The organism is Kosakonia oryziphila, assembly GCF_900094795.1.
Lineage (GTDB): Bacteria > Pseudomonadota > Gammaproteobacteria > Enterobacterales > Enterobacteriaceae > Kosakonia > Kosakonia oryziphila.
Genome location: NZ_FMBC01000018.1, coordinates 70483 through 88998 on the forward strand (window position 1 = coordinate 70483; position 18516 = coordinate 88998).

The following is an 18516-nucleotide window of genomic DNA, read 5'->3' on the forward strand; positions in this document are numbered from 1 at the left end:
CGGTTTTTCCGCGCTGCCCGTGTTCAAACTGGCTGCAACAATTACGCCTTCCCGGAATTAAGGCGTTTTTGGGGGTGAGTATGTGCGAACTGCTCGGTATGAGCGCCAATGTGCCGACCGATATCTGTTTTAGTTTTACCGGCCTTGTCCAGCGCGGTGGTGGAACCGGGCCGCATAAAGACGGCTGGGGCATCACTTTTTATGAAGGCAAGGGCTGTCGCACGTTCAAAGATCCGCAACCGAGTTTTAACTCCCCGATCGCGAAGCTGGTGCAGGACTATCCGATCAAGTCTCGCTCGGTGGTTGCGCATATTCGCCAGGCTAACCGTGGCGAAGTGGCGCTGGAAAATACCCATCCATTCACCCGTGAGCTATGGGGACGCAACTGGACTTACGCACACAACGGTCAGTTGAATGGCTATAAATCGCTGGAGACTGGCAATTTTCGCCCAATTGGCGAAACCGACAGTGAAAAAGCGTTCTGCTGGTTGCTGCATAAGCTTACGGAACGTTATCCGCGTACGCCGGGCAATATGACAGCGGTGTTTAAGTACATTGCCTCGCTGGCAACGCAACTGCGAGAGAAGGGCGTTTTCAACATGTTGTTATCGGACGGGCGCTATGTGATGGCGTTCTGCTCGACGAATCTGTTCTGGATCACCCGGCGTGCGCCGTTTGGTGTGGCGAAACTGCTGGATCAGGATGTTGAAATTGATTTTCAGCGGGAAACCACACCGAACGATGTGGTTACCGTGATTGCCACCCAGCCGTTAACCGGCAACGAAACCTGGCAAAAGATTATGCCAGGTGAGTGGGCGTTATTTTGTCTGGGGGAGCGCGTAGTTTGACGCCAACTGTGGCTGAACTGTGGTGTTCAGCGGCTTGTTGACGACATAGCGACCATCCACAACCGAGACAACTGGCGGCTCGTGGGTGGCGGCAAAATAGTCATAACCCGGCTTCAGTTGTTTCCAGAAATCCGCGTAGGTCGAATATTTGTGACGCTGCATATTGGCGTCGGTCATGCGGAACGGATAGATGCTCAGTTGCACGTCCGGCTGCCCAAAAACCAGCGCGGCGGTCACAAACTGGAAGATCTCATCAATGTTCGAATCCGTCATGGCATAGCAGCCAATCGAGACGCAGGCGCCGTGGATCATCAGGTACTTGCCTTCATAGCCGTGGGTGCGGTCATAGGCATTCGGGAAACCGATGTTGATCGCTTTGTAGAAGCGGCTGTCCGGCTTCAACTGATTACGCTGAATGGAGTAAAACCCTTCCGGGCTTTTAAAATCGCCCTGGCGCTGTTTCGGGCCAAGGCCGCCGGAATAATTGCAGATTTTATAGCTGTCGAGCAGTTGGTATTGCTCGCCCATTTTGACGTAGAGATCAAGGGTGCGCTCTTCTTTGAAGATTTGGATATAAACCGGCGACCCCATTAACTGCTGCTTATATTCTTTGCTTACCGGCGTAACCGAACTGTTGCTGCTCATTAAGCCAGCGAACGAGACGCACGGGATCAGAAGCATCGCAATAAACAATGCGATTTTGCGCATACAACTTGTTTCCTTGATAAAGCGAATACCACATTGCCAGGACGGCAAAAAGATGCCCAAAATTCAGACTAATCTGTTTCGGAGCGCCCACATTAGCATTACGGCATTTTTTCGCAAGCCAGAATAGAGTTCATCTTCCACGCTTCATCTTTTTTTGGCGATATTTTCGCCATCGCGAAAATTATGTTCTGTTTTGCGTTTCAAGCACCTGGCCGTTTAGCCGGTGCTTATTATGAAACTAAAACGGCAGAAGTAACCATTAAATTACCCTCTTTTCGGCAGTTTTACGTACTGTCTTCTCATTTCACTGGAATATGCTGTATACTTATCCAGTGTTCTGTGAGGGCGTACACATGCGCAAAATCATACATGTCGATATGGATTGCTTTTTCGCGGCGGTTGAGATGCGCGATAACCCCGCCCTGCGAGACATCCCCATTGCCATCGGCGGCAGCCGGGTTAAGCGCGGCGTTATCAGCACTGCCAATTATCCGGCGCGTAAATTTGGCGTGCGCAGCGCAATGCCCACGGCAATGGCGCTGAAACTTTGTCCTCACCTCACTCTACTGCCCGGCCGCTTTGATGCTTATAAAGAAGCGTCAAATCAGATCCGCGATATTTTTTCCCGCTACACGACGTTATTTGAACCGCTTTCGCTGGATGAAGCCTATCTGGATGTCACTGGCAGCCCGCACTGCCACGGCTCAGCGACGCTGATGGCGCAGGAGATCCGCCAGACTATTTTTAATGAAACACAACTGACGGCTTCGGCAGGCGTGGCACCGGTGAAGTTTCTCGCCAAAATTGCCTCCGATCTCAATAAACCCAACGGTCAGTATGTGATCACGCCAGCGGAGGTTCCGCAATTTCTCCGCACGCTGCCGCTAAGTAAGATCCCAGGCGTCGGTAAAGTGTCGGCGGCAAAGCTGGAGACGCTGGGGCTGCGCACCTGTGAAGACGTGCAGCGCAGCGACCTGGCGATGTTGCTTAAACGCTTTGGTAAATTTGGCCGTATTTTGTGGGAGCGTAGCCAGGGCATTGATGAGCGGGAAATCAGTAGCGAGCGGTTACGTAAATCTGTCGGCGTGGAGCGTACGCTGGCAGACGATATTCACCACTGGGAAGAGTGCGAAGCGATTATTGAGCATTTATACCCGGAGCTGGAGCGACGGCTGGCAAAAGTGAAGCCGGATTTGCTGATTGCCCGCCAGGGCGTAAAGCTGAAGTTTAATGATTTTCAGCTCACTACCCATGAACATGTCTGGCCGCGCCTAAATAAAGAGGATCTGCTGGCAACGGCGCGAAAAACGTGGAATGAGCGTCGCGGCGGGCGCGGCGTACGGCTGGTAGGGCTGCATGTGACGTTGCTGGATCCGCAACTGGAGCGGCAACTGGTGCTGGGGTTATAAGTAAATGCCCGCGCCGGGTGGCGCGGACAGTGGGCTTATTTCGCCGGAATAGCTTTCAGTAGCTCGGTCAGCAGCGTCCAGTAGTGGCCCACGCTTTCGATATGCACTTGCTCATCCGGAGAGTGCGGGCCAGTAATGGTCGGCCCAATGGAGACCATGTCCATGTTCGGGTACGGTTTTTTGAACAGACCGCACTCCAGGCCTGCGTGGATCACCTGAATGTTCGGCGTTTTGTTGAACAAACGCTGATAAGTCTCACGCACCAGCGCCATTACCGGCGAATGCGCATCCGGCTGCCAGCCCGGGTAGCCGCCTTTCGGCGCAGTTTTCGCGCCAGCCAGCGCGCCCAGCGATTCCAGCATGCTCACCACGTAATCTTTACCACTATCGACCAGCGAACGGATCAGGCAGATGATTTCTGCGCTGTCGTCCTGTAGGGTAACCACGCCGACGTTCAGCGAGGTTTCAACCACACCTTTTGCTACGTCTGAGTTACGAATGACGCCGTTTGGCGTGGCATTCAGCAGGCGAACAAATGTATCGCGGGAAGCGGTGGTCAGCGCGGCTTTGTCGCTGCTTGCGCTTTCCAGCAGCACCACCAGGTTCTTCTCTTTCATCTCCAGCTCGTTTTTCAGGATTGCCTGGTACGTGTTGGCCAGTGTTTTGAGCTGCGCGGCATTAGCGGCCGGAACAGCAACGACGGCAATCGCTTCGCGCGGGATTGCGTTGCGCAGGGTGCCGCCGGTGAAGTCGAGCAGGCGCAGATCCAGTTCCGCCGCGTGTCCGGCAAGGAAGCGCGCCAGCAGTTTGTTGGCATTGCCCAGACCGACATGAATTTCCGCGCCGGAGTGGCCGCCTTTCAGGCCTTTCAGCGTCAGTTTGAAGGTTTCATAACCGGCCGGTACGGCTTCGCGGGTCAGCGGCAGGGTGGTGATAAAATCTATTCCGCCCGCACAGCCCATGTAGATTTCACCCTCTTCTTCAGAGTCGGTGTTAATCAGAATGTCAGCCTGCAACCAGTTGGCCTGCAAACCAAACGCGCCGTCCATACCCGCTTCTTCAGTCATGGTCAGCAACACTTCCAGCGGGCCGTGTTGTACTGTGGAATCGGCCAGCACGGCCAGCGCAGAGGCCATACCGATGCCGTTATCCGCGCCGAGCGTGGTGCCGCGCGCTTTAACCCATTCTCCATCGACATACGGGCGAATCGGATCGGTGGTGAAGTCATGAACGGTGTCGTTATTTTTCTGCGGCACCATGTCCAGGTGTGCCTGCAATACGACCGGTTTGCGATTTTCCATGCCGACAGTGGCCGGTTTGCGGATCAGAATGTTGCCCACCTGGTCGCGCTCTGCGTGGAGACCTTTTCCCTTCGCCCAGCCCATAATGTGTTCGGCGAGTTGTTCTTCATGATAGGACGGGTGCGGAATAGAACAGATTTTGGCAAAAATATCCCACAGCGGTTGTGGCGATAGTTGAGACAGTTCAGACACGATGAGTCTCCTTGCAAAGAGCCTGCGAAACTTACCTTGCAGGTCACAGGGTTAAATAAACGGGTATCGCAAGGGCACCTTGCGAGATGGCGTTGAGAATAACACTTTCTTGCCAGACTGCGAGCTTGTAAACATGGAAAAAGCGCCGCTAATGCCGGGTACTACTGGTTTTTAGTGCCGCAGATCTCTATAATCTCGCGCAACCTATTTTCCCCTGGAACACTTTTTAAGCCGTAAAAACACGGGCTGGGACACTTCACATGAGCGAAAAATACGTCGTCACCTGGGACATGTTGCAGATTCACGCACGCAAACTGGCCGCCCGACTGATGCCTTCAGAACAATGGAAAGGCATTATCGCCGTAAGCCGCGGCGGTCTGGTACCGGGCGCATTACTGGCGCGTGAGTTGGGTATTCGTCATGTTGATACCGTTTGCATCTCCAGCTACGACCACGATAACCAGCGCGAATTGAAAGTGCTGAAACGTGCGGAAGGCGATGGTGAAGGCTTTATCGTGATTGACGATTTGGTCGATACCGGAGGTACTGCGGTAGCGATTCGTGAAATGTATCCGAAAGCGCACTTCGTCACCATTTTCGCGAAACCGGCAGGTCGCCCGCTGGTTGACGATTATGTTATTGATATCCCGCAGGATACCTGGATTGAACAACCGTGGGATATGGGCGTGGTTTTCGTCCCGCCTATCAGTGGTCGCTAATTCCTCCCGCATATTCTGCTAACGCCCGGTTCTACCGGGCGTTGTTCTTTTTTTAGCGCCTTAGGTTACAATGGCCTCCAGTGAAAGATACATGGAGGCTGCGCGCGATGTCACAAACCAATCTTAGCGAAACTCTGTTCAAACCCCGTTTCAAGCATCTGGAAACTTCAACGCTGGTACGTCGATTCAACGCTGGCACGCAGCAGCAAGTCTTATCAACGCTGGATGGTAAAAACGTCCCGCACTGGTATCGCATGCTCAACCGTTTAATGTGGATTTGGCGCGGTATTGATGCCCGCGAGATCCTCGAAGTGCAGTCGCGCATTGTGGTAAGCCAGGCCGAGCACACCGATCCGGAACTGTACGATACGGTGGTCGGTTACCGTAGCGGTAACTGGATCTACGAATGGTCCACGCAGGCTATGCTCTGGCAGCAAAAGGCGATGCAGGAGCAGGAAGCGGTGCAGAGCGGTCGCCACTGGCTGCATGCCTCCTGCCTGTACAGCCTGGCGGCTTATCCGCACATCAAAGGCGATGTGCTGGCCGAGCAGGCACAGGCGCTGGCGAATCGCGCCTATGAAGAGGCGGCACAGCGCCTGCCAGGGACGCTCAAGGAGATAGTGTTCAGCATTCCGGGCGGTTCGCCGGTGACCGGCTTTTTGCATATGCCGCCTGGTGATGGCCCTTTCCCGACTGTCTTAATGTGCGGTGGGCTGGATGGCCTGCAAATCGATTACTACACCCTGTACGAGCGTTATTTCGCTCCACAAGGAATGGCGATGTTGACGCTGGATATGCCTTCTGTCGGCTTTTCGTCGAAATGGAAATTGACCCAGGATTCGAGCCTGCTGCATCAGCACGTTTTGCAAGCGCTGCCGAATATTCCGTGGGTCGATCATACGCGGGTCGCGGCGTTTGGCTTCCGTTTTGGCGCAAACGTGGCGGTACGCCTGGCTTATCTGGAAGCGCCGCGCCTGAAAGCGGTGGCGTGTCTTGGGCCAATAGTGCATGCGTTGCTTAACCAGCCGCTACGCCAGGGGCAGGTGCCGGAAATGTATCTTGATGTCCTGGCCAGCCGCCTGGGTATGCATGATGCTTCCGATGAAGCGCTGCGCGTTGAGTTGAACCGTTACTCCCTGAAAACCCAGGGGCTGCTCGGACGACGTTGCCCAACGCCGATGCTTTCCGGTTTCTGGCAAAATGATCCATTCAGCCCGGAAGAGGAGTCGCATTTAATCAGTACGTCATCGAGTGAGGGTAAACTGTTTGAGATCCCCTTTAATCCGGTCTATCGCAATTTTGATAAGGCTCTGGAGCAAATAACCGGATGGATCAACCATCATTTCCGTTAATAGATTGATAAATTCTATTGATTTGGTAAAACAGTTGCTTCACAAAAGGAGATCGCAATGACGTTACCGAGTGGACATCCGAAAAGCAGACTGGTCAAAAAATTTACTGCACTTGGGCCTTATATCCGCGAAGAGCAGTGCGAAGATAACCGCTTTTTCTTTGATTGCCTGGCTGTTTGCGTCAACGTAAAACCAGCGCCGGAGAAACGCGAGTTTTGGGGATGGTGGATGGAAATGGAAGCGCAGGATACACGTTTTACCTATCGTTATCAGTTTGGTCTGTTTGATAAAGAAGGGCACTGGAAGCCGATGGCAATTAAAGACCAGGACGTGGTCGATCGCCTCGAGCAGACGCTACGTGATTTCCACGAACGGGCGCGTAAGATGCTGGCGTCCTTAGAACTGAAGCTGGAACCTGCCGATAATTTCAACGAATCGTTGAAACTCCCTGCGTAAATCCCTCTGAATAAAAAAAGGCCCGATCGTCTTTCACCTATCGGGCCTCTGGCACTAGCCAGCCTGTAACCTGAAGCAGGTTACAGAAATGCCCTCAGTTGAGGGCATTAATATAACGAGGGTGTTACGAGTTCAAAAACTTAGAACTGGTAAGTCATGCCAACGGCAACAACGTCGTCATTCGCCAGACCCAGTTTGTTGTCGCTTTTCAGCTGGTTGATTTTGTAATCCACCATTGCAGACATGTTTTTGTTGAAGTAGTAAGTTGCGCCAACATCGATGTAGTTAACCAGATCTTCGTTGCCAACCCCTTTTTCCAGGTCTTTGCCTTTGGTCAGCACATAGCCCAGGGACGGACGCAGACCGAAGTCGAACTGGTACTGGAGAACCGCTTCGAAGTTCTCACTTTTGTTAGCAAAACCTGAACCCAGACCGGTGGAAGCTGCGGCAGATACTGGCGTCATGTTGTAAGCGTTGCCGTACATGGTGGCGAAGTACACGTTATTTGCATCGTATTTCACGCCGGTTGCCCAGGCTTCTGCTTTCTCGCCGCGACCAAACGCTGCGGTGTTCTGCGCGTTGGTACGGTCAGAGTTGGCATAGGCACCAATCAGGCTGACAGCGCTGCCGCCGAAGTTATAGGAGAGAGAAGTACCCCAGCCGTCGCCGTTTTGTTTGCTAACAGCACGGTTGCTTTCATTTTTACCCTGGTACTGCAGGGACATATTCAGACCGTCGACCATACCAAAGAAGTCGGTGTTGCGGTAAGTAGCAACGCCAGTGGTACGTTTGGTCATGAAGTTATCGGAACGTGCCAGACCGTCACCACCGAATTCCGGGAACATATCGGTTATGGCAGCTACATCGTACAGTATGCCCAGGTTACGACCGTAGTCGATAGAACCAACGTTTTTCATTTTCAGGCCAGCAAACGCCAGACGGGTTTTTTGGCTGTTTGTTGTGTTGTTGTTGTTGGTTTCGTCATTGTTGCCAGCAAACTCAGCTTCCCAACGGCCAAAACCGGTCAGTTGATCGTTAATCTGAGTTTCACCTTTGAAACCTAAACGAACATAAGTTTTATCACCGTCGTTGCTGGTATCGTCGCTGAAGTAGTGCTCGGCTTTCACTTTGCCATACAGATCCAGTTTGTTACCGTTCTTGTTATAAACTTCTGCCGCGTGAACTGAAGAAGCTGAAGCGACAACGCTCATTACCATTAATGCCAGAGTGCTCTTTTTCATTTTGATTCCTGATTTAACTAACGCGCTAATATTCGCTGGGCATATACCCCGTGAAAAACATCAAGGGTTTTATCGCCCAAAAATTAACTATTTATGACAACTTAAGAATATCATTAAAAAAATGTGTTTTAGTGTGATCGTAATAAAAATATCAAAGTCTGCCGTTACGCTTGCTGATCCTGCGCAACAAAAAAGCGGCCTGATTGCACTGACGGTTGGCAATCGCCGCGACTCCTGTTACAACGTCTGACGACTATCGATATTTCTTATTTTTTCTAAAAAACGGCAGAGAATCATGAGTGACAGCCAGACGCTGGTGGTAAAACTCGGCACCAGTGTTTTAACGGGCGGTTCCCGTCGCCTGAACCGCGCCCATATTGTGGAGCTGGTGCGCCAGTGCGCGCAGCAGCATGCCGCCGGGCATCGTATTGTAATTGTGACTTCCGGGGCGATTGCCGCCGGGCGCGAACACCTGGGCTACCCGGAATTGCCGGCAACCATCGCCTCAAAACAACTGCTGGCGGCGGTCGGTCAGAGCCGTTTGATTCAGTTATGGGAACAACTGTTTTCTATTTATGGTATTCATGTCGGGCAGATGTTGCTGACTCGCGCGGATATGGAAGACAGAGAGCGCTTCCTTAACGCTCGTGACACGCTGCGTGCGCTGCTTGATAACAATATCGTGCCGGTGATTAACGAGAATGACGCGGTCGCGACGGCGGAAATCAAAGTTGGTGACAACGATAACCTCTCTGCGCTGGCAGCGATTCTGGCTGGTGCGGATAAGCTGCTGTTGCTGACCGATCAGCAGGGGCTGTTCACTGCCGATCCGCGTAACAACCCGGATGCGGAACTGATTAAAGATGTTTACGGTATTGATGATGCTCTGCGTGCGATTGCAGGCGACAGTGTTTCTGGCCTCGGTACTGGCGGAATGGGTACCAAATTGCAGGCTGCCGATGTCGCCTGCCGCGCCGGGATCGACACTATTATTGCCGCAGGCAGCAAACCGGGCGTAATTGGCGATGTGATGGAGGGGATCCCCGTGGGAACGCGTTTCCACGCGCAAGCCTCACCACTGGAAAATCGCAAACGCTGGATCTTCGGCGCGCCGCCTGCGGGTGAGATTACCGTTGATGAAGGCGCTACCGCCGCGATCCTCGAACGTGGTAGCTCGCTGTTGCCGAAAGGTATTAAAAGCGTGACAGGCAATTTCTCGCGTGGTGAAGTGATCCGCATCTGTAATTTGCAGGGGCGCGATATTGCCCACGGCGTAACCCGCTATAACAGCGATGCGCTGCGTCGTATTGCCGGGCACCACTCGCAGCAAATCGACGCCATTCTGGGCTATGAATATGGCCCTGTCGCTGTTCACCGCGATGACATGATTACCCGTTAAGGAGCAGAAGTATGCTGGAACAAATGGGCATTGCTGCGAAAGCAGCATCATATAAGCTGGCATTGCTCTCCAGCCGCGAGAAAAATAGCGTGCTGGAAAAAATCGCCGATTATCTCGAAGCGCAGTCGCACGAGATCCTGCTGGCGAACGAGCAGGATCTGCTGGAAGCTCGTCGCAACGGCCTGAGCGAAGCGATGCTCGACCGTCTGGCGCTGAACCCGACACGTTTAACAGGGATCGCCGATGATGTTCGTCAGGTTTGCAAACTGGCTGATCCGGTCGGCCAGGTGATCGATGGTGGTTTGCTGGACAGCGGCCTGCGCATTGAGCGCCGTCGTGTACCGCTGGGCGTTATCGGTGTGATTTATGAAGCGCGCCCGAACGTGACCGTGGACGTAGCTTCGCTGTGTCTGAAAACCGGTAACGCGGCAATTCTGCGCGGCGGCAAGGAAACCTGGCGCACCAATGCGGCCACGGTAAAAGTGATTCAGCAGGCGCTGGAAGAGTGTGGCCTGCCAGCCGGTGCGGTACAGGCGATTGAAAGCCCGGATCGCGAACTGGTTAATCAAATGCTGCGCATGGATAAATACATCGACATGCTGATCCCGCGCGGTGGCGCGGGTCTGCACAAGTTGTGCCGCGAGCAGTCAACCATCCCGGTGATCACTGGCGGTATTGGCGTCTGTCATATCGTGGTGGATGAGTCTGCCGAGATCGAACCGGCGCTGAAGGTGATCGTCAACGCCAAAACGCAGCGCCCAAGCACCTGCAACACTGTCGAAACCCTGCTGGTGCATCAGGATATTGCCGCGACCTTCCTGCCTGCGCTGAGCAAGCAGATGGCGGAAAGCGGCGTTACGCTCCACGCCGATGAACAGGCGCTGGCGCTGCTGAAAAGCGGCCCGGCAAAAGTGGAAGCCGTGAAAGCGGAGCAGTATGACAACGAGTTTTTGTCGCTGGATCTGAATGTGAAAGTCGTGGCCGATCTGGATGAGGCTATCGATCATATTCGCCAGCACGGTACGCAGCACTCCGACGCCATCCTGACCCGTACGCTGCGCAATGCGGACCGCTTTATCAATGAAGTGGACTCTTCGGCGGTGTATGTGAATGCCTCTACGCGCTTTACCGATGGTGGCCAGTTTGGCCTTGGCGCGGAAGTGGCTGTCAGCACGCAGAAACTGCATGCGCGCGGCCCGATGGGTTTAGAAGCGCTGACTACCTATAAATGGATTGGTTTTGGCGACAATACTGTTCGCGCATAAATAAAACGGGCGGTACATCAGAATTGGATGTACCGCCCGTTGGTTATTTTCCGGTTCTGACGCTTTCTGCGTGCCGCATATTCCTCTCGCGAGTAACCTCAACGTTCGGTCTGTTTACAGGCGCGAAGCCTTCATTTTATAGCCCGTTTGACCCGCTACAATATGGCTGCGGTGACGGTACCCAAAAACGGTGCAAGTGTTGGAAATATCGGCAATCTATCTGCGATAGTATGCCCAACCGAGCAGAAATGAAGCAGTATGGTGCAAAAGTAGCCGTTTGATTCTCAAGGGCATTGACGCATCACTCGCTTAGTTTTAACCTTCTACCCCGTGATTCACATTCGTGAACGCATCGCAGGGCCGATATAGCTCAGTTGGTAGAGCAGCGCATTCGTAATGCGAAGGTCGTAGGTTCGACTCCTATTATCGGCACCACTAACCACGCGGGTTCACGCGATATTCACCAGATCAGCAAAAGCGCTTTGTGCCATATTTGTGCCATTCCCAGCCAGAAATGAGTCAATTTGCATGGCGTGCTGCGTAAGGTGATTGGGTGCCAGATGCGCATAACGCTGCACCATCTCGATACTTTCCCAGCCTCCCATTTCTTGCAACGCAGACAGTGGCACGCCGGACTGAACAAGCCAGCTCGCCCAGGTGTGCCGCAGATCATGGAAACGGAAATTCTCTATTCCTGCCCGCCTTAACGCAGCGCGCCAGGCCGTATTAGCATCAGGCCTCATTTTTCTGACCGCTTTTGTTCTCGTTCCGTCAGGTCGAACGGATGATTCAGTATGAACAAACACCCAGCGGTTATGTTTCCCCAGCTGATCCCTCAGCACCTTACAGGCCGAATCGTTCAGGGCGACCCCAATCGCCCTTCCTGCTTTTGCGTCCTCGGGATGCACCCAGGCCACCTTCCTTTGCATATCAATTTGCGACCACTCCAGATCGGTGATGTTTGACCTTCTCAACCCTGTCGCCAGCGCAAAAATAACGACAGGCTTCATGTGGTCCGGCAGCTCACGGATCAGGTTTGCCGCTTCTTCTTTGGTCAGCCAGCGAATGCGCTTGTTTTTCGGCACCGGACATTTGATATTCGGCGCTTTGGCTATCCATCGCCATTCGTTGGCCGCGCAACGCAGCAGCGCGCGGATGAAAGCGAGATGAGTCGTTTTTGTGGCCTGCGCTGCTGGCTTATGCCTGAATTCGGGAACGGGTTTTCCCCGACGCAAACAGCTATCACGTCTGGCCTCCCAATTCATTCTGTGCTTACGGTTAACCATGCTGCTGACCGCAGACAAAATCCTGTCTTCTGTAATGGCCGACAGGTCCATCCCACGGAAATGCATAAGCCAGAATCCGATCCGGCTTTTGTCATCATCAAGGCTTTTCTTGTGCTGCTTTTCGTTCAGCCAACGCACACACGCTTCGTCGAAAGTGTGCGCCTTATATTCCCCCATTTTGTCAACGCGCCAGGCCTCCGCCTTTAACTGGTCATGGAGCTCCTGTGCTTGCCTTTTGTCCGTTGTGCCAAGAGATCGTCTAATTCTGACTCCACCAGGCGTAACGAAGTCGCAGTGCCACGTACCGGCACGCTGTTTGATTGACATGCTTTACCCTCCTGCACATCAACCGCATTCACGGGTTGATTGTGGATCGTGTTTTTCACTGCTGCAATACAGTCTGTTTTGCAGATCAGATATGGGCTTTTTTTCTTTCCCGGATTTTTGCGGCTGGCAGCGAGACGACCGGATTTTATCCACTGCGCAATAGTACCTTTATCCACTTTCAGAAAGGCGGCCGCTTCATCCCGGGTGAATATTTCTTCTTCCATCGGCTTACTCCAGGCAAAAAGAATGCCGCCCGCAGGCGGCAAAACAGGGAAATTACATTGGTCTTATCGGTGCTAAGCACCCAACAGGCGACTCAGTGAATCGCCTGTAAGCTGCTATCGACGCCAGGCAAAAGGGATAGGGTCTTTAACTATCCAGAGGTGTCGCATATTCGCGACGTTTACAACATCGTTAGCGCTCGGGTAAATTTCAACGGCGTCACGGTCTTCATAGCCACATGCGTTCTTGATGTCCTGCAATGCATCCCAGCTTATGCCATCCTTCCAGCGCCCTTGCGCTCCTGTGCTGGTGGTATTAATCGAAAGACGAATTACTCCGTCTTCTTCCTGAAATTCCTGAACCAGAAAATAAGCGTTAACCCATACCCGACTGCGTTTCGGGTCGTGTAATTTGACAGGCCAGCTTTCCTTCGGCACCGGCTTGAGTGTACCGATCATCCTCACATCCCCCTCTGTTTACGCTTCAGTTCGATAATGCCCTGACACTCAGCGCACGTCTGGCATCCTGGAACGGCAATTCGCCGCGCCTGTGGAATATCCTCGCCGCATTCTTCACAATACTCAGCAGATACCGCGTTACGGTTAATACGGTGCGCCTGAATGGCATTGTTGATGTTCTGCTCTACCAGCTCGTTGGCCTGGTCGATGATTTCTGATGGCATCATGCACCTCCGTGGTTTGCAAATTCGCCGTGTCCTTTCTCCCTGAATTTAATCAGTGATTTCTCGGCTTCTTTAAGAGAACTGAACCATCCAACGCATTGCCGTTTACCATCAACCTGACAACGAGCTCTCCATTTTTTAACTTTGTTATCCCAGCCAATGCCTTTTACCCCAGATGTATTATTTTTCCTTTTTAATTGGTTCATCATGTTTTGTGATCGGGTGGCCAACCTCAGGTTTTTAATCCTGTTGTCTGAGCGAATAGTGTTTTTGTGGTCAATAAATTTTTCCGGCAGCACACCATGCATATAAAGCCATGCGAGTCGGTGCGCAGCATGCTTGACGCTATCAACCTTAATGTATATGTAACCATTTCTATCGAGATAACCTGCTTTTTCTCCAGCATGCATGCAATAAGCCTGCGGATTGACCCAATAAAAAACCCCTGTTAAGGGGTTATATTTCAGTACTTCTTTGAGCCTTTGCTGCGTTAATTTCATGTCTCAACTCCATACCTTCCGGTCATGCGCCCAATGCTGCTAACGAATGCCACAAGGCTGACGCCCATCGGCTCGATTTTTTTGTGGTGCTTTTTGAGGATCGGCGGCACTGCATCATTCCATTTCGGCTTCGGCCGGGCTTTCATGGCCTGGCGTATTTCCTCGACGCATTTACGGCCCTGCGCGCGTATGGCATTTTCCTGTTCTGGTGTCATAGGCTTTTCTCGCTGATGATGAGCAGAGCTAACTTTTCAGCCAGTGCATGCTCGACACGCGCGCCAGCGGATAGCTTCCAGCCGTCAAGAAGGTAAATGGCATCAGCGCAGCGGAGCATGGAAAGACAGATATCCATGTATTCCTTTTCGCTTAGACCATCAGGGAGCGTTGCCGGGTTTAGCGCTATATGGCCCTGGCTCCCGAGCAGCAACGAGGCTTCGTGAAAAGCAGGGCGATTGAAATGCGGAAGGCCAGTCATAGGACCGCTGATAAAAATCTTCATGCTGCCCTCCATCCGTCTTTGAAGATGGGCTGAACATTGCCGGGAAATATTTCGACATCCGGCGACTCTGCCTGATTACCCCAGTGATGCCAGCCTGGCTCAGCGCTACGGCTGAATAGCTCGATTCGCGGCACATCGCCATAAAGTAGTTCAAGGCGGTGGCGCACTTCCCATGGCTTTTCGCTGTGTTCGCCAAGCGGGCTGTAGACAACCTGTTTTATCCCGGCATTCATGCGCTCAATTCCGGTGCCGCAGGTGGCGATCAGCACGTCTTCGGTATTGGCTCGGGTATGGTTGCCGCCGTTCATGCGTGTCTCGGCGTTAAGCAGATCGAGGAAGTCGTAAAAGTCGGTGATGTCACCTTCAGTCAACGCCTTATTAATCCGTTGCTCAGCCAGTTGATTCAACTTCACCCACGTAAAGCCTTTCATGGTACGCACGGTAAAGCCCCACGCCTCGGCGAGTTCTATCGCCTCCATGTTATGTGTGCCGGTGTACCACATTGCCAGCACCGCGTTTTCGGCGGCCAGTTCCCACACAGGAAGCCGCTTAAGGTCGGTTAATCGCATCGTGGAATAGTGATCGGTGGCTGCGCCGTTGCTGGCAGTGTTGCCATAACTCCAGGGAGGATCGGCGTAGATGAGAGAGTATTTATCAGTCATTCGGGCCTCTCTTTTGATCTAACTCTTCGGCCAACCGCTGCGCTTTAAGGGGATTGGTGATCACCTCACCCCATGGCATTAACCAGCCTTTCCTGACAGCAATGAAGGGAAGGCGCACCGCGCCAACCCTTATATCGTCGTGCGAGTTCGTCATAGAGTCGCATCATTCAGAAGGGGATATCATCGTCGAATTCAGGCGCAGCCTGTTGTTGTGCATGCTGGCGCGCGGCCTGCTGTAGACGAGAATCGGGAACGGCATAGGGGTTATGGTTTCCTGCGGACTGAGTCCGTCCTGCGCTCGCAGACTGCTGCCCTCCCTGAATACGGTCGTCTTTGTCCTTCATGGACAATTCGAGTGCAGTAATGGTCTCTGCTGGTTTGTTATCAGCGTATTCAGCGTAGGTCTTACGCGTACCGGGCTGAAATACATGGCGGACTTCAAATTTATATCCATCGCTACCGTCACTTTTGGTGTAGAGGACCTTCTGAAGCATCAGGCCGACTTTTTTACCAACGAGCGCCGGGCATTGCCATTCAGGACCGTTTTCAGTGTTAACCTGCTGAGCTGTAGCCTGCTTAATTTGTGCAGCCCACATCAATGCAGTAACTAGCCCCATACCAAACGTCTGCGCACCGTCTTTTCCGAGATAATTAATGCGGAGGTAGTTTGCTTTTGCACCATTACAATCAAGGCTTAATTCAAGTGCCTGTGACTGGCTTCCATCCTTACCAAAAGAATAAATGGCTGATGTTATAACTCCTTCATAAGCGCCGGTTTCGCTGATTCCGCCGGATGAGCCTGCTTTCTTGGCTAATTCAGCAGCGTTCTGATCCCACATAAAGCTCATAGGTTGGTTCATTTTTTGGTCCTTATAATTCGGTCATAAATTCTGTGATGGCGACATCGACCGCTTTCAGGTCATTGTCCATTTCTGTTTTGCCAGGGAATAAATCGGGAGGTGCTTTGGCGGTGTCGTTGTCGTCACCTTTAATAAGAAAAACATGTTTGCCGTCTTTTTTGATTGCCCGTAATACGATCGAGAAATAACCTTCCGGCGTAAGTTTTTCGTTCAGCATTTTCCCTGTGGTCTTCATGCGAATTTTCCCCTCACTCTCTTCTGTGTGAGCGAGGAAATAGATTCGGAAATCGTCAGGAAGTTGTGTGGCCGCCGTGATGATTTGCCAGATGTGATCGGCCATTTCGGTAAACTTGGCGTAGCCAGTCTGGTAGGCACGGCTCATGTTTTCGTGCTGCATGACAACCTGAAAATCATCGATAATCAGTACGCGACGGTTTTTAGCCATCACCATTCTGTGAATGGTATCCAGCACCACACTCCAGTCGTCTGAGCGCAATACGTTACCCCGCTGAGTTGTTCCATCGGCCAACTGTTTACCGTTTAACTTCCAGCCAGGGGCTTTAAACGGAAGCATTTTTGGAATGCACTGGAGTAAAACCATTTCGTCAGCACTGAAATTTCGCAGACTGTATGACTTGCCAGCGCCGGAATCGCCAAGGATTAAAACGGGGGTTCCCATCATGCATCTCCGTGAAGCCAGTGTTTGATGGTGAATAGAATATCTTCATCGTCACTGTTGCTGGATAACCAGCGGAGATAACCCGGATCAGACTTGGCAATCTCCTCGAATGTCAGGCCTTTATGCTTGCCAAAGCGGATCGCCTTCAGCAGGGAAGGGCTGTTGGAGATGACGCGCATTTCGCCCATGGTCCACTTTGCGAGGCGGCCCATATACAGGAGCAGCTCGGCGGTAACGTAGCAGTCATACAGAGCGCGGTGCGCATACAGCCCTTCAGGTAATTCCGGCTTAAGCCCGAGGCTGTATCGCAGATACTGGTTACTGTGACTCGGGTGATCAGGGAAGAGTGTGCGGGCCAGCTTGGCGGTGCAAATCCACGGTGCTTCAATTTGTGGAAGTTTTGAACGGTCAAATTTAGCGTTATGCGCAACGTAAGCTGTTGCACCAAGATAGCGAGGGATAACCTCGCCAATCAGCGGGGCATCAGCAACCATATCTTCCGTAATATGGTGGATAGCCATAGCCTCGAAGCTGATCGCTTCAGTGGGCTTTACAAAATCGCTCATGGGGTTACAGATCACACCATCGACGATATCAACGCTGGCGATCTCAAGAACACTCCCTTCGAGGCTGGTGGTTTCGGTATCAATCACACGCAACATTTTCTTTTCCTTCAGTCTTTGCGTCGTTCACTGCGTCGAACTCCGCCAGTTGTCGGGCCACGCTGTCGAGATCTGCGGGTTGCAGACCGTATTTGAGACAAAGCATGGCGATAATCAGGAGGCCGCAATCACGGCGGTTGCTTACCATTTGCGGCGACCAGGCTGGGGTTTCTGGTTTGGGTGGATCAGGAAATAACGATCAGCGCATTTGCTGTCCTGACAGAAGTAGCCGTTGCTGCGCGTCATGTAGGTTTCGACCACCTTTACTTCGCAGTCGCGTTTATCGCGTAGCTGACCGCACATATCGCAGCGCACCGAATTGAGATATTGCGTCGCGGTTTGCAGGAAGATTTTCTCTTCAAAACTGCCATTCACGCCGCGTGAGTCGGTGTATTCGATGATGGTTTCAGTGCGACCGGCGGCATTAACAAGCGTTCCGCGACCGACGAGTTTAACGATCTGACCACCAAACTTGATGCGGGTGCCGGGAGGAAGAGAAGCGAGTTTTTCAGGGGTTAAACGGGGTAATACATCCATAGGTCACCTCGGAAAGGTTGAACAAATCCGGCCCGAGTGGTGCCAGGCGGATTATTTAAATGGGGAATCAGTGAATCAGGGGCTCACCGCGTGCATTCAGCAGCACAATGACGGAATCACTTTTGATGATGGTTTTTTCAAAGATATTGAAGGCATACAGGCCTTTCTCAACGTTCGCAGAGGCGCGATAAGTTTTGCCGTGGTGCTGGAGCATTGTGCCCGGCAAAATCTCGCTGCGTGGCATTGATGCCGTTCCGTAATGAATACCAATCACGATTTCACCTCCACGATGTGACCGAATCCTGCGAGAATCATCTGGTCGCGATTCATGGGAAAGCTGTTGCGCGCGCTGCCGACTTCAGACAGGCGCCAGTGATAACCATCAGCAAGCTTGCGTACTGTGTACTGCCTGCCTTTGTGAGTGACGATTGGATTATTCATCTTCAACCTCGACAAACTCGTTATCTGCACTGAGCTGATACCACTTATTGGCCTCCACTCCGTTTTCACCAACCTTACTGGCGCGAATGTGGATTAACTCGCCTTCATCGTCGCGGTAGCAAAGAACGATTGCGCTACCTTCTGATGCTCTGGCCTTACCTTCAATGCCGAACGCCGCCGCTACCGAATTAGATCCAGACACTTCGGCGGCAGAGTAGTCGCCGGTGTTGCTGGCGGCAGAGCGGTTGCCGGTGTTGCTGGCGGCAGAG

Annotated in this window: 25 protein-coding genes, 1 tRNA gene and 1 pseudogene; 8 read left to right on the forward strand and 19 right to left on the reverse strand. The window is 52.5% G+C overall.

Annotated elements, in window-relative coordinates:
- Nucleotides 1–80 precede the first annotated feature (80 nt).
- A complete protein-coding gene (locus tag GA0061070_RS10585; RefSeq protein WP_090135951.1) occupies nucleotides 81–848 on the forward strand; it encodes a class II glutamine amidotransferase in 768 nt (255 codons plus the stop codon).
- Here the strand turns inward: GA0061070_RS10585 and dpaA are convergent.
- Nucleotides 819–1556, reverse strand: coding sequence for a peptidoglycan meso-diaminopimelic acid protein amidase (gene dpaA, locus GA0061070_RS10590; protein ID WP_090135953.1), 738 nt, complete (start codon nucleotides 1554–1556; stop codon nucleotides 819–821). The genes GA0061070_RS10585 and dpaA overlap by 30 nt on opposite strands.
- 353 nt (nucleotides 1557–1909) lie before the next feature.
- On the opposite strand from dpaA, the gene dinB reads away from it, so the two are divergent.
- The gene (gene dinB / locus GA0061070_RS10595; protein ID WP_090135996.1) at nucleotides 1910–2965 is read left to right on the forward strand and encodes a DNA polymerase IV; all 1056 of its coding nucleotides are present in this window, start codon (nucleotides 1910–1912) and stop codon (nucleotides 2963–2965) included.
- A 35-nt stretch (nucleotides 2966–3000) separates the two neighbouring features.
- On the opposite strand, the gene pepD is transcribed toward dinB, so the two are convergent.
- Complete coding sequence (gene pepD, locus GA0061070_RS10600; RefSeq protein WP_090135955.1) at nucleotides 3001–4458, reverse strand: cytosol nonspecific dipeptidase; 1458 nt, start codon at nucleotides 4456–4458, stop codon at nucleotides 3001–3003.
- A 260-nt stretch (nucleotides 4459–4718) separates the two neighbouring features.
- On the opposite strand from pepD, the gene gpt reads away from it, so the two are divergent.
- The 3 genes from gpt to crl all read left to right on the forward strand — a co-directional run bounded on the left by gpt (nucleotide 4719) and on the right by crl (nucleotide 6985).
- On the forward strand, nucleotides 4719–5177 hold the full coding sequence (gene gpt, locus GA0061070_RS10605) for a xanthine phosphoribosyltransferase (RefSeq protein WP_003863205.1): 459 nt from the start codon (nucleotides 4719–4721) through the stop codon (nucleotides 5175–5177).
- Between the two features lie 107 nt (nucleotides 5178–5284).
- Entirely contained in the window at nucleotides 5285–6529 is a 1245-nt protein-coding gene (gene frsA, locus GA0061070_RS10610; protein ID WP_090135956.1) for an esterase FrsA, read from the forward strand.
- 57 nt (nucleotides 6530–6586) lie between these two features.
- A complete protein-coding gene (gene crl, locus GA0061070_RS10615; protein WP_090135958.1) occupies nucleotides 6587–6985 on the forward strand; it encodes a sigma factor-binding protein Crl in 399 nt (132 codons plus the stop codon).
- 140 nt (nucleotides 6986–7125) lie between these two features.
- Here crl and phoE read toward each other — a convergent pair whose 3' ends face one another.
- Complete coding sequence (phoE, locus tag GA0061070_RS10620) at nucleotides 7126–8226, reverse strand: phosphoporin PhoE (RefSeq protein ID WP_090135960.1); 1101 nt, start codon at nucleotides 8224–8226, stop codon at nucleotides 7126–7128.
- Between the two features lie 295 nt (nucleotides 8227–8521).
- Between phoE and proB the strand changes: the two genes are divergently transcribed.
- The 3 genes from proB (at nucleotide 8522) to GA0061070_RS10635 (ending at nucleotide 11325) form a co-directional block, all read left to right on the forward strand.
- Nucleotides 8522–9625 carry a glutamate 5-kinase gene (proB, locus tag GA0061070_RS10625; protein ID WP_090135962.1) on the forward strand — a complete coding sequence of 368 codons (1104 nt, stop codon included), beginning with the start codon at nucleotides 8522–8524 and terminating at the stop codon, nucleotides 9623–9625.
- Between the two features lie 11 nt (nucleotides 9626–9636).
- Nucleotides 9637–10890 (forward strand): glutamate-5-semialdehyde dehydrogenase, encoded by a 1254-nt coding sequence (gene proA / locus GA0061070_RS10630; protein ID WP_090135964.1) that lies wholly within the window; start codon nucleotides 9637–9639, stop codon nucleotides 10888–10890.
- A 359-nt stretch (nucleotides 10891–11249) separates the two neighbouring features.
- Nucleotides 11250–11325, forward strand: a tRNA-Thr gene (locus GA0061070_RS10635).
- 14 nt (nucleotides 11326–11339) lie between these two features.
- Here the strand turns inward: GA0061070_RS10635 and GA0061070_RS10640 are convergent.
- The 16 genes and pseudogenes from GA0061070_RS10640 to GA0061070_RS10710 all read right to left on the reverse strand — a co-directional run.
- Nucleotides 11340–12497, reverse strand: coding sequence for a site-specific integrase (locus GA0061070_RS10640; protein WP_244153097.1), 1158 nt, complete (start codon nucleotides 12495–12497; stop codon nucleotides 11340–11342).
- Nucleotides 12380–12727, reverse strand: coding sequence for a helix-turn-helix domain-containing protein (locus GA0061070_RS10645; protein ID WP_244153090.1), 348 nt, complete (start codon nucleotides 12725–12727; stop codon nucleotides 12380–12382). The genes GA0061070_RS10640 and GA0061070_RS10645 overlap by 118 nt, the downstream gene beginning before the upstream one ends.
- Before the next feature lie 114 nt (nucleotides 12728–12841).
- Nucleotides 12842–13183, reverse strand: a complete 342-nt coding sequence (locus GA0061070_RS10650; RefSeq protein WP_090135968.1) for a DUF7694 domain-containing protein — start codon at nucleotides 13181–13183, stop codon at nucleotides 12842–12844.
- A 2-nt stretch (nucleotides 13184–13185) separates the two neighbouring features.
- Complete coding sequence (locus tag GA0061070_RS10655) at nucleotides 13186–13407, reverse strand: TraR/DksA family transcriptional regulator (RefSeq protein ID WP_090135970.1); 222 nt, start codon at nucleotides 13405–13407, stop codon at nucleotides 13186–13188.
- Nucleotides 13407–13907 carry an HNH endonuclease gene (locus tag GA0061070_RS10660; RefSeq protein WP_090135971.1) on the reverse strand — a complete coding sequence of 167 codons (501 nt, stop codon included), beginning with the start codon at nucleotides 13905–13907 and terminating at the stop codon, nucleotides 13407–13409. The genes GA0061070_RS10655 and GA0061070_RS10660 overlap by 1 nt, the downstream gene beginning before the upstream one ends.
- Entirely contained in the window at nucleotides 13904–14122 is a 219-nt protein-coding gene (locus GA0061070_RS10665) for a hypothetical protein (RefSeq protein WP_090135972.1), read from the reverse strand. Before GA0061070_RS10665 ends, GA0061070_RS10660 begins: the two co-directional genes overlap by 4 nt.
- Entirely contained in the window at nucleotides 14119–14406 is a 288-nt protein-coding gene (locus tag GA0061070_RS10670; RefSeq protein ID WP_090135975.1) for a DUF4406 domain-containing protein, read from the reverse strand. The genes GA0061070_RS10665 and GA0061070_RS10670 overlap by 4 nt, the downstream gene beginning before the upstream one ends.
- A complete protein-coding gene (locus tag GA0061070_RS10675) occupies nucleotides 14403–15068 on the reverse strand; it encodes an MT-A70 family methyltransferase (RefSeq protein WP_090135977.1) in 666 nt (221 codons plus the stop codon). The genes GA0061070_RS10670 and GA0061070_RS10675 overlap by 4 nt, the downstream gene beginning before the upstream one ends.
- Nucleotides 15061–15222, reverse strand: a complete 162-nt coding sequence (locus GA0061070_RS10680; protein WP_090135979.1) for a DUF1317 family protein — start codon at nucleotides 15220–15222, stop codon at nucleotides 15061–15063. The genes GA0061070_RS10675 and GA0061070_RS10680 overlap by 8 nt, the downstream gene beginning before the upstream one ends.
- Nucleotides 15223–15235: 13 nt before the next feature.
- The gene (locus GA0061070_RS10685; protein ID WP_090135981.1) at nucleotides 15236–15928 is read right to left on the reverse strand and encodes a hypothetical protein; all 693 of its coding nucleotides are present in this window, start codon (nucleotides 15926–15928) and stop codon (nucleotides 15236–15238) included.
- 10 nt (nucleotides 15929–15938) lie between these two features.
- Nucleotides 15939–16607: an AAA family ATPase gene (locus GA0061070_RS10690; protein ID WP_208598166.1), complete on the reverse strand. Its 669-nt coding sequence runs from the start codon at nucleotides 16605–16607 to the stop codon at nucleotides 15939–15941.
- The gene (gene exoX, locus GA0061070_RS10695) at nucleotides 16607–17269 is read right to left on the reverse strand and encodes an exodeoxyribonuclease X (RefSeq protein WP_090135985.1); all 663 of its coding nucleotides are present in this window, start codon (nucleotides 17267–17269) and stop codon (nucleotides 16607–16609) included. The genes GA0061070_RS10690 and exoX overlap by 1 nt, the downstream gene beginning before the upstream one ends.
- 141 nt (nucleotides 17270–17410) lie before the next feature.
- The gene (locus GA0061070_RS10700; protein ID WP_090135987.1) at nucleotides 17411–17806 is read right to left on the reverse strand and encodes a hypothetical protein; all 396 of its coding nucleotides are present in this window, start codon (nucleotides 17804–17806) and stop codon (nucleotides 17411–17413) included.
- A gap of 67 nt (nucleotides 17807–17873) precedes the next feature.
- Nucleotides 17874–18080, reverse strand: coding sequence for a cell division protein FtsZ (locus GA0061070_RS10705; RefSeq protein ID WP_090135989.1), 207 nt, complete (start codon nucleotides 18078–18080; stop codon nucleotides 17874–17876).
- A complete protein-coding gene (locus GA0061070_RS25155; RefSeq protein ID WP_167353564.1) occupies nucleotides 18077–18247 on the reverse strand; it encodes a hypothetical protein in 171 nt (56 codons plus the stop codon). Before GA0061070_RS25155 ends, GA0061070_RS10705 begins: the two co-directional genes overlap by 4 nt.
- Nucleotides 18240–18516: pseudogene (locus tag GA0061070_RS10710) on the reverse strand (DUF7666 domain-containing protein); the annotation flags it as partial. The gene GA0061070_RS25155 and the pseudogene GA0061070_RS10710, both read right to left, overlap by 8 nt.

Excerpts from the sequence above, each read along its gene's own strand:
- GA0061070_RS10585 (WP_090135951.1), top strand. The coding sequence starts at position 81 with ATGTGCGAACTGCTCGGTATGAGCGCCAATGTGCCGACCGATATCTGT.
- dpaA (WP_090135953.1), bottom strand. The coding sequence starts at position 1,556 with ATGCGCAAAATCGCATTGTTTATTGCGATGCTTCTGATCCCGTGCGTC.
- dinB (WP_090135996.1), top strand. The coding sequence starts at position 1,910 with ATGCGCAAAATCATACATGTCGATATGGATTGCTTTTTCGCGGCGGTT.
- gpt (WP_003863205.1), top strand. The coding sequence starts at position 4,719 with ATGAGCGAAAAATACGTCGTCACCTGGGACATGTTGCAGATTCACGCA.
- frsA (WP_090135956.1), top strand. The coding sequence starts at position 5,285 with ATGTCACAAACCAATCTTAGCGAAACTCTGTTCAAACCCCGTTTCAAG.
- crl (WP_090135958.1), top strand. The coding sequence starts at position 6,587 with ATGACGTTACCGAGTGGACATCCGAAAAGCAGACTGGTCAAAAAATTT.
- phoE (WP_090135960.1), bottom strand. The coding sequence starts at position 8,226 with ATGAAAAAGAGCACTCTGGCATTAATGGTAATGAGCGTTGTCGCTTCA.
- proB (WP_090135962.1), top strand. The coding sequence starts at position 8,522 with ATGAGTGACAGCCAGACGCTGGTGGTAAAACTCGGCACCAGTGTTTTA.
- proA (WP_090135964.1), top strand. The coding sequence starts at position 9,637 with ATGCTGGAACAAATGGGCATTGCTGCGAAAGCAGCATCATATAAGCTG.
- GA0061070_RS10645 (WP_244153090.1), bottom strand. The coding sequence starts at position 12,727 with ATGGAAGAAGAAATATTCACCCGGGATGAAGCGGCCGCCTTTCTGAAA.
- GA0061070_RS10650 (WP_090135968.1), bottom strand. The coding sequence starts at position 13,183 with ATGATCGGTACACTCAAGCCGGTGCCGAAGGAAAGCTGGCCTGTCAAA.
- GA0061070_RS10655 (WP_090135970.1), bottom strand. The coding sequence starts at position 13,407 with ATGCCATCAGAAATCATCGACCAGGCCAACGAGCTGGTAGAGCAGAAC.
- GA0061070_RS10660 (WP_090135971.1), bottom strand. The coding sequence starts at position 13,907 with ATGAAATTAACGCAGCAAAGGCTCAAAGAAGTACTGAAATATAACCCC.
- GA0061070_RS10665 (WP_090135972.1), bottom strand. The coding sequence starts at position 14,122 with ATGACACCAGAACAGGAAAATGCCATACGCGCGCAGGGCCGTAAATGC.
- GA0061070_RS10670 (WP_090135975.1), bottom strand. The coding sequence starts at position 14,406 with ATGAAGATTTTTATCAGCGGTCCTATGACTGGCCTTCCGCATTTCAAT.
- GA0061070_RS10675 (WP_090135977.1), bottom strand. The coding sequence starts at position 15,068 with ATGACTGATAAATACTCTCTCATCTACGCCGATCCTCCCTGGAGTTAT.
- GA0061070_RS10680 (WP_090135979.1), bottom strand. The coding sequence starts at position 15,222 with ATGACGAACTCGCACGACGATATAAGGGTTGGCGCGGTGCGCCTTCCC.
- GA0061070_RS10685 (WP_090135981.1), bottom strand. The coding sequence starts at position 15,928 with ATGAACCAACCTATGAGCTTTATGTGGGATCAGAACGCTGCTGAATTA.
- GA0061070_RS10690 (WP_208598166.1), bottom strand. The coding sequence starts at position 16,607 with ATGGGAACCCCCGTTTTAATCCTTGGCGATTCCGGCGCTGGCAAGTCA.
- exoX (WP_090135985.1), bottom strand. The coding sequence starts at position 17,269 with ATGTTGCGTGTGATTGATACCGAAACCACCAGCCTCGAAGGGAGTGTT.
- GA0061070_RS10700 (WP_090135987.1), bottom strand. The coding sequence starts at position 17,806 with ATGGATGTATTACCCCGTTTAACCCCTGAAAAACTCGCTTCTCTTCCT.
- GA0061070_RS25155 (WP_167353564.1), bottom strand. The coding sequence starts at position 18,247 with ATGAATAATCCAATCGTCACTCACAAAGGCAGGCAGTACACAGTACGC.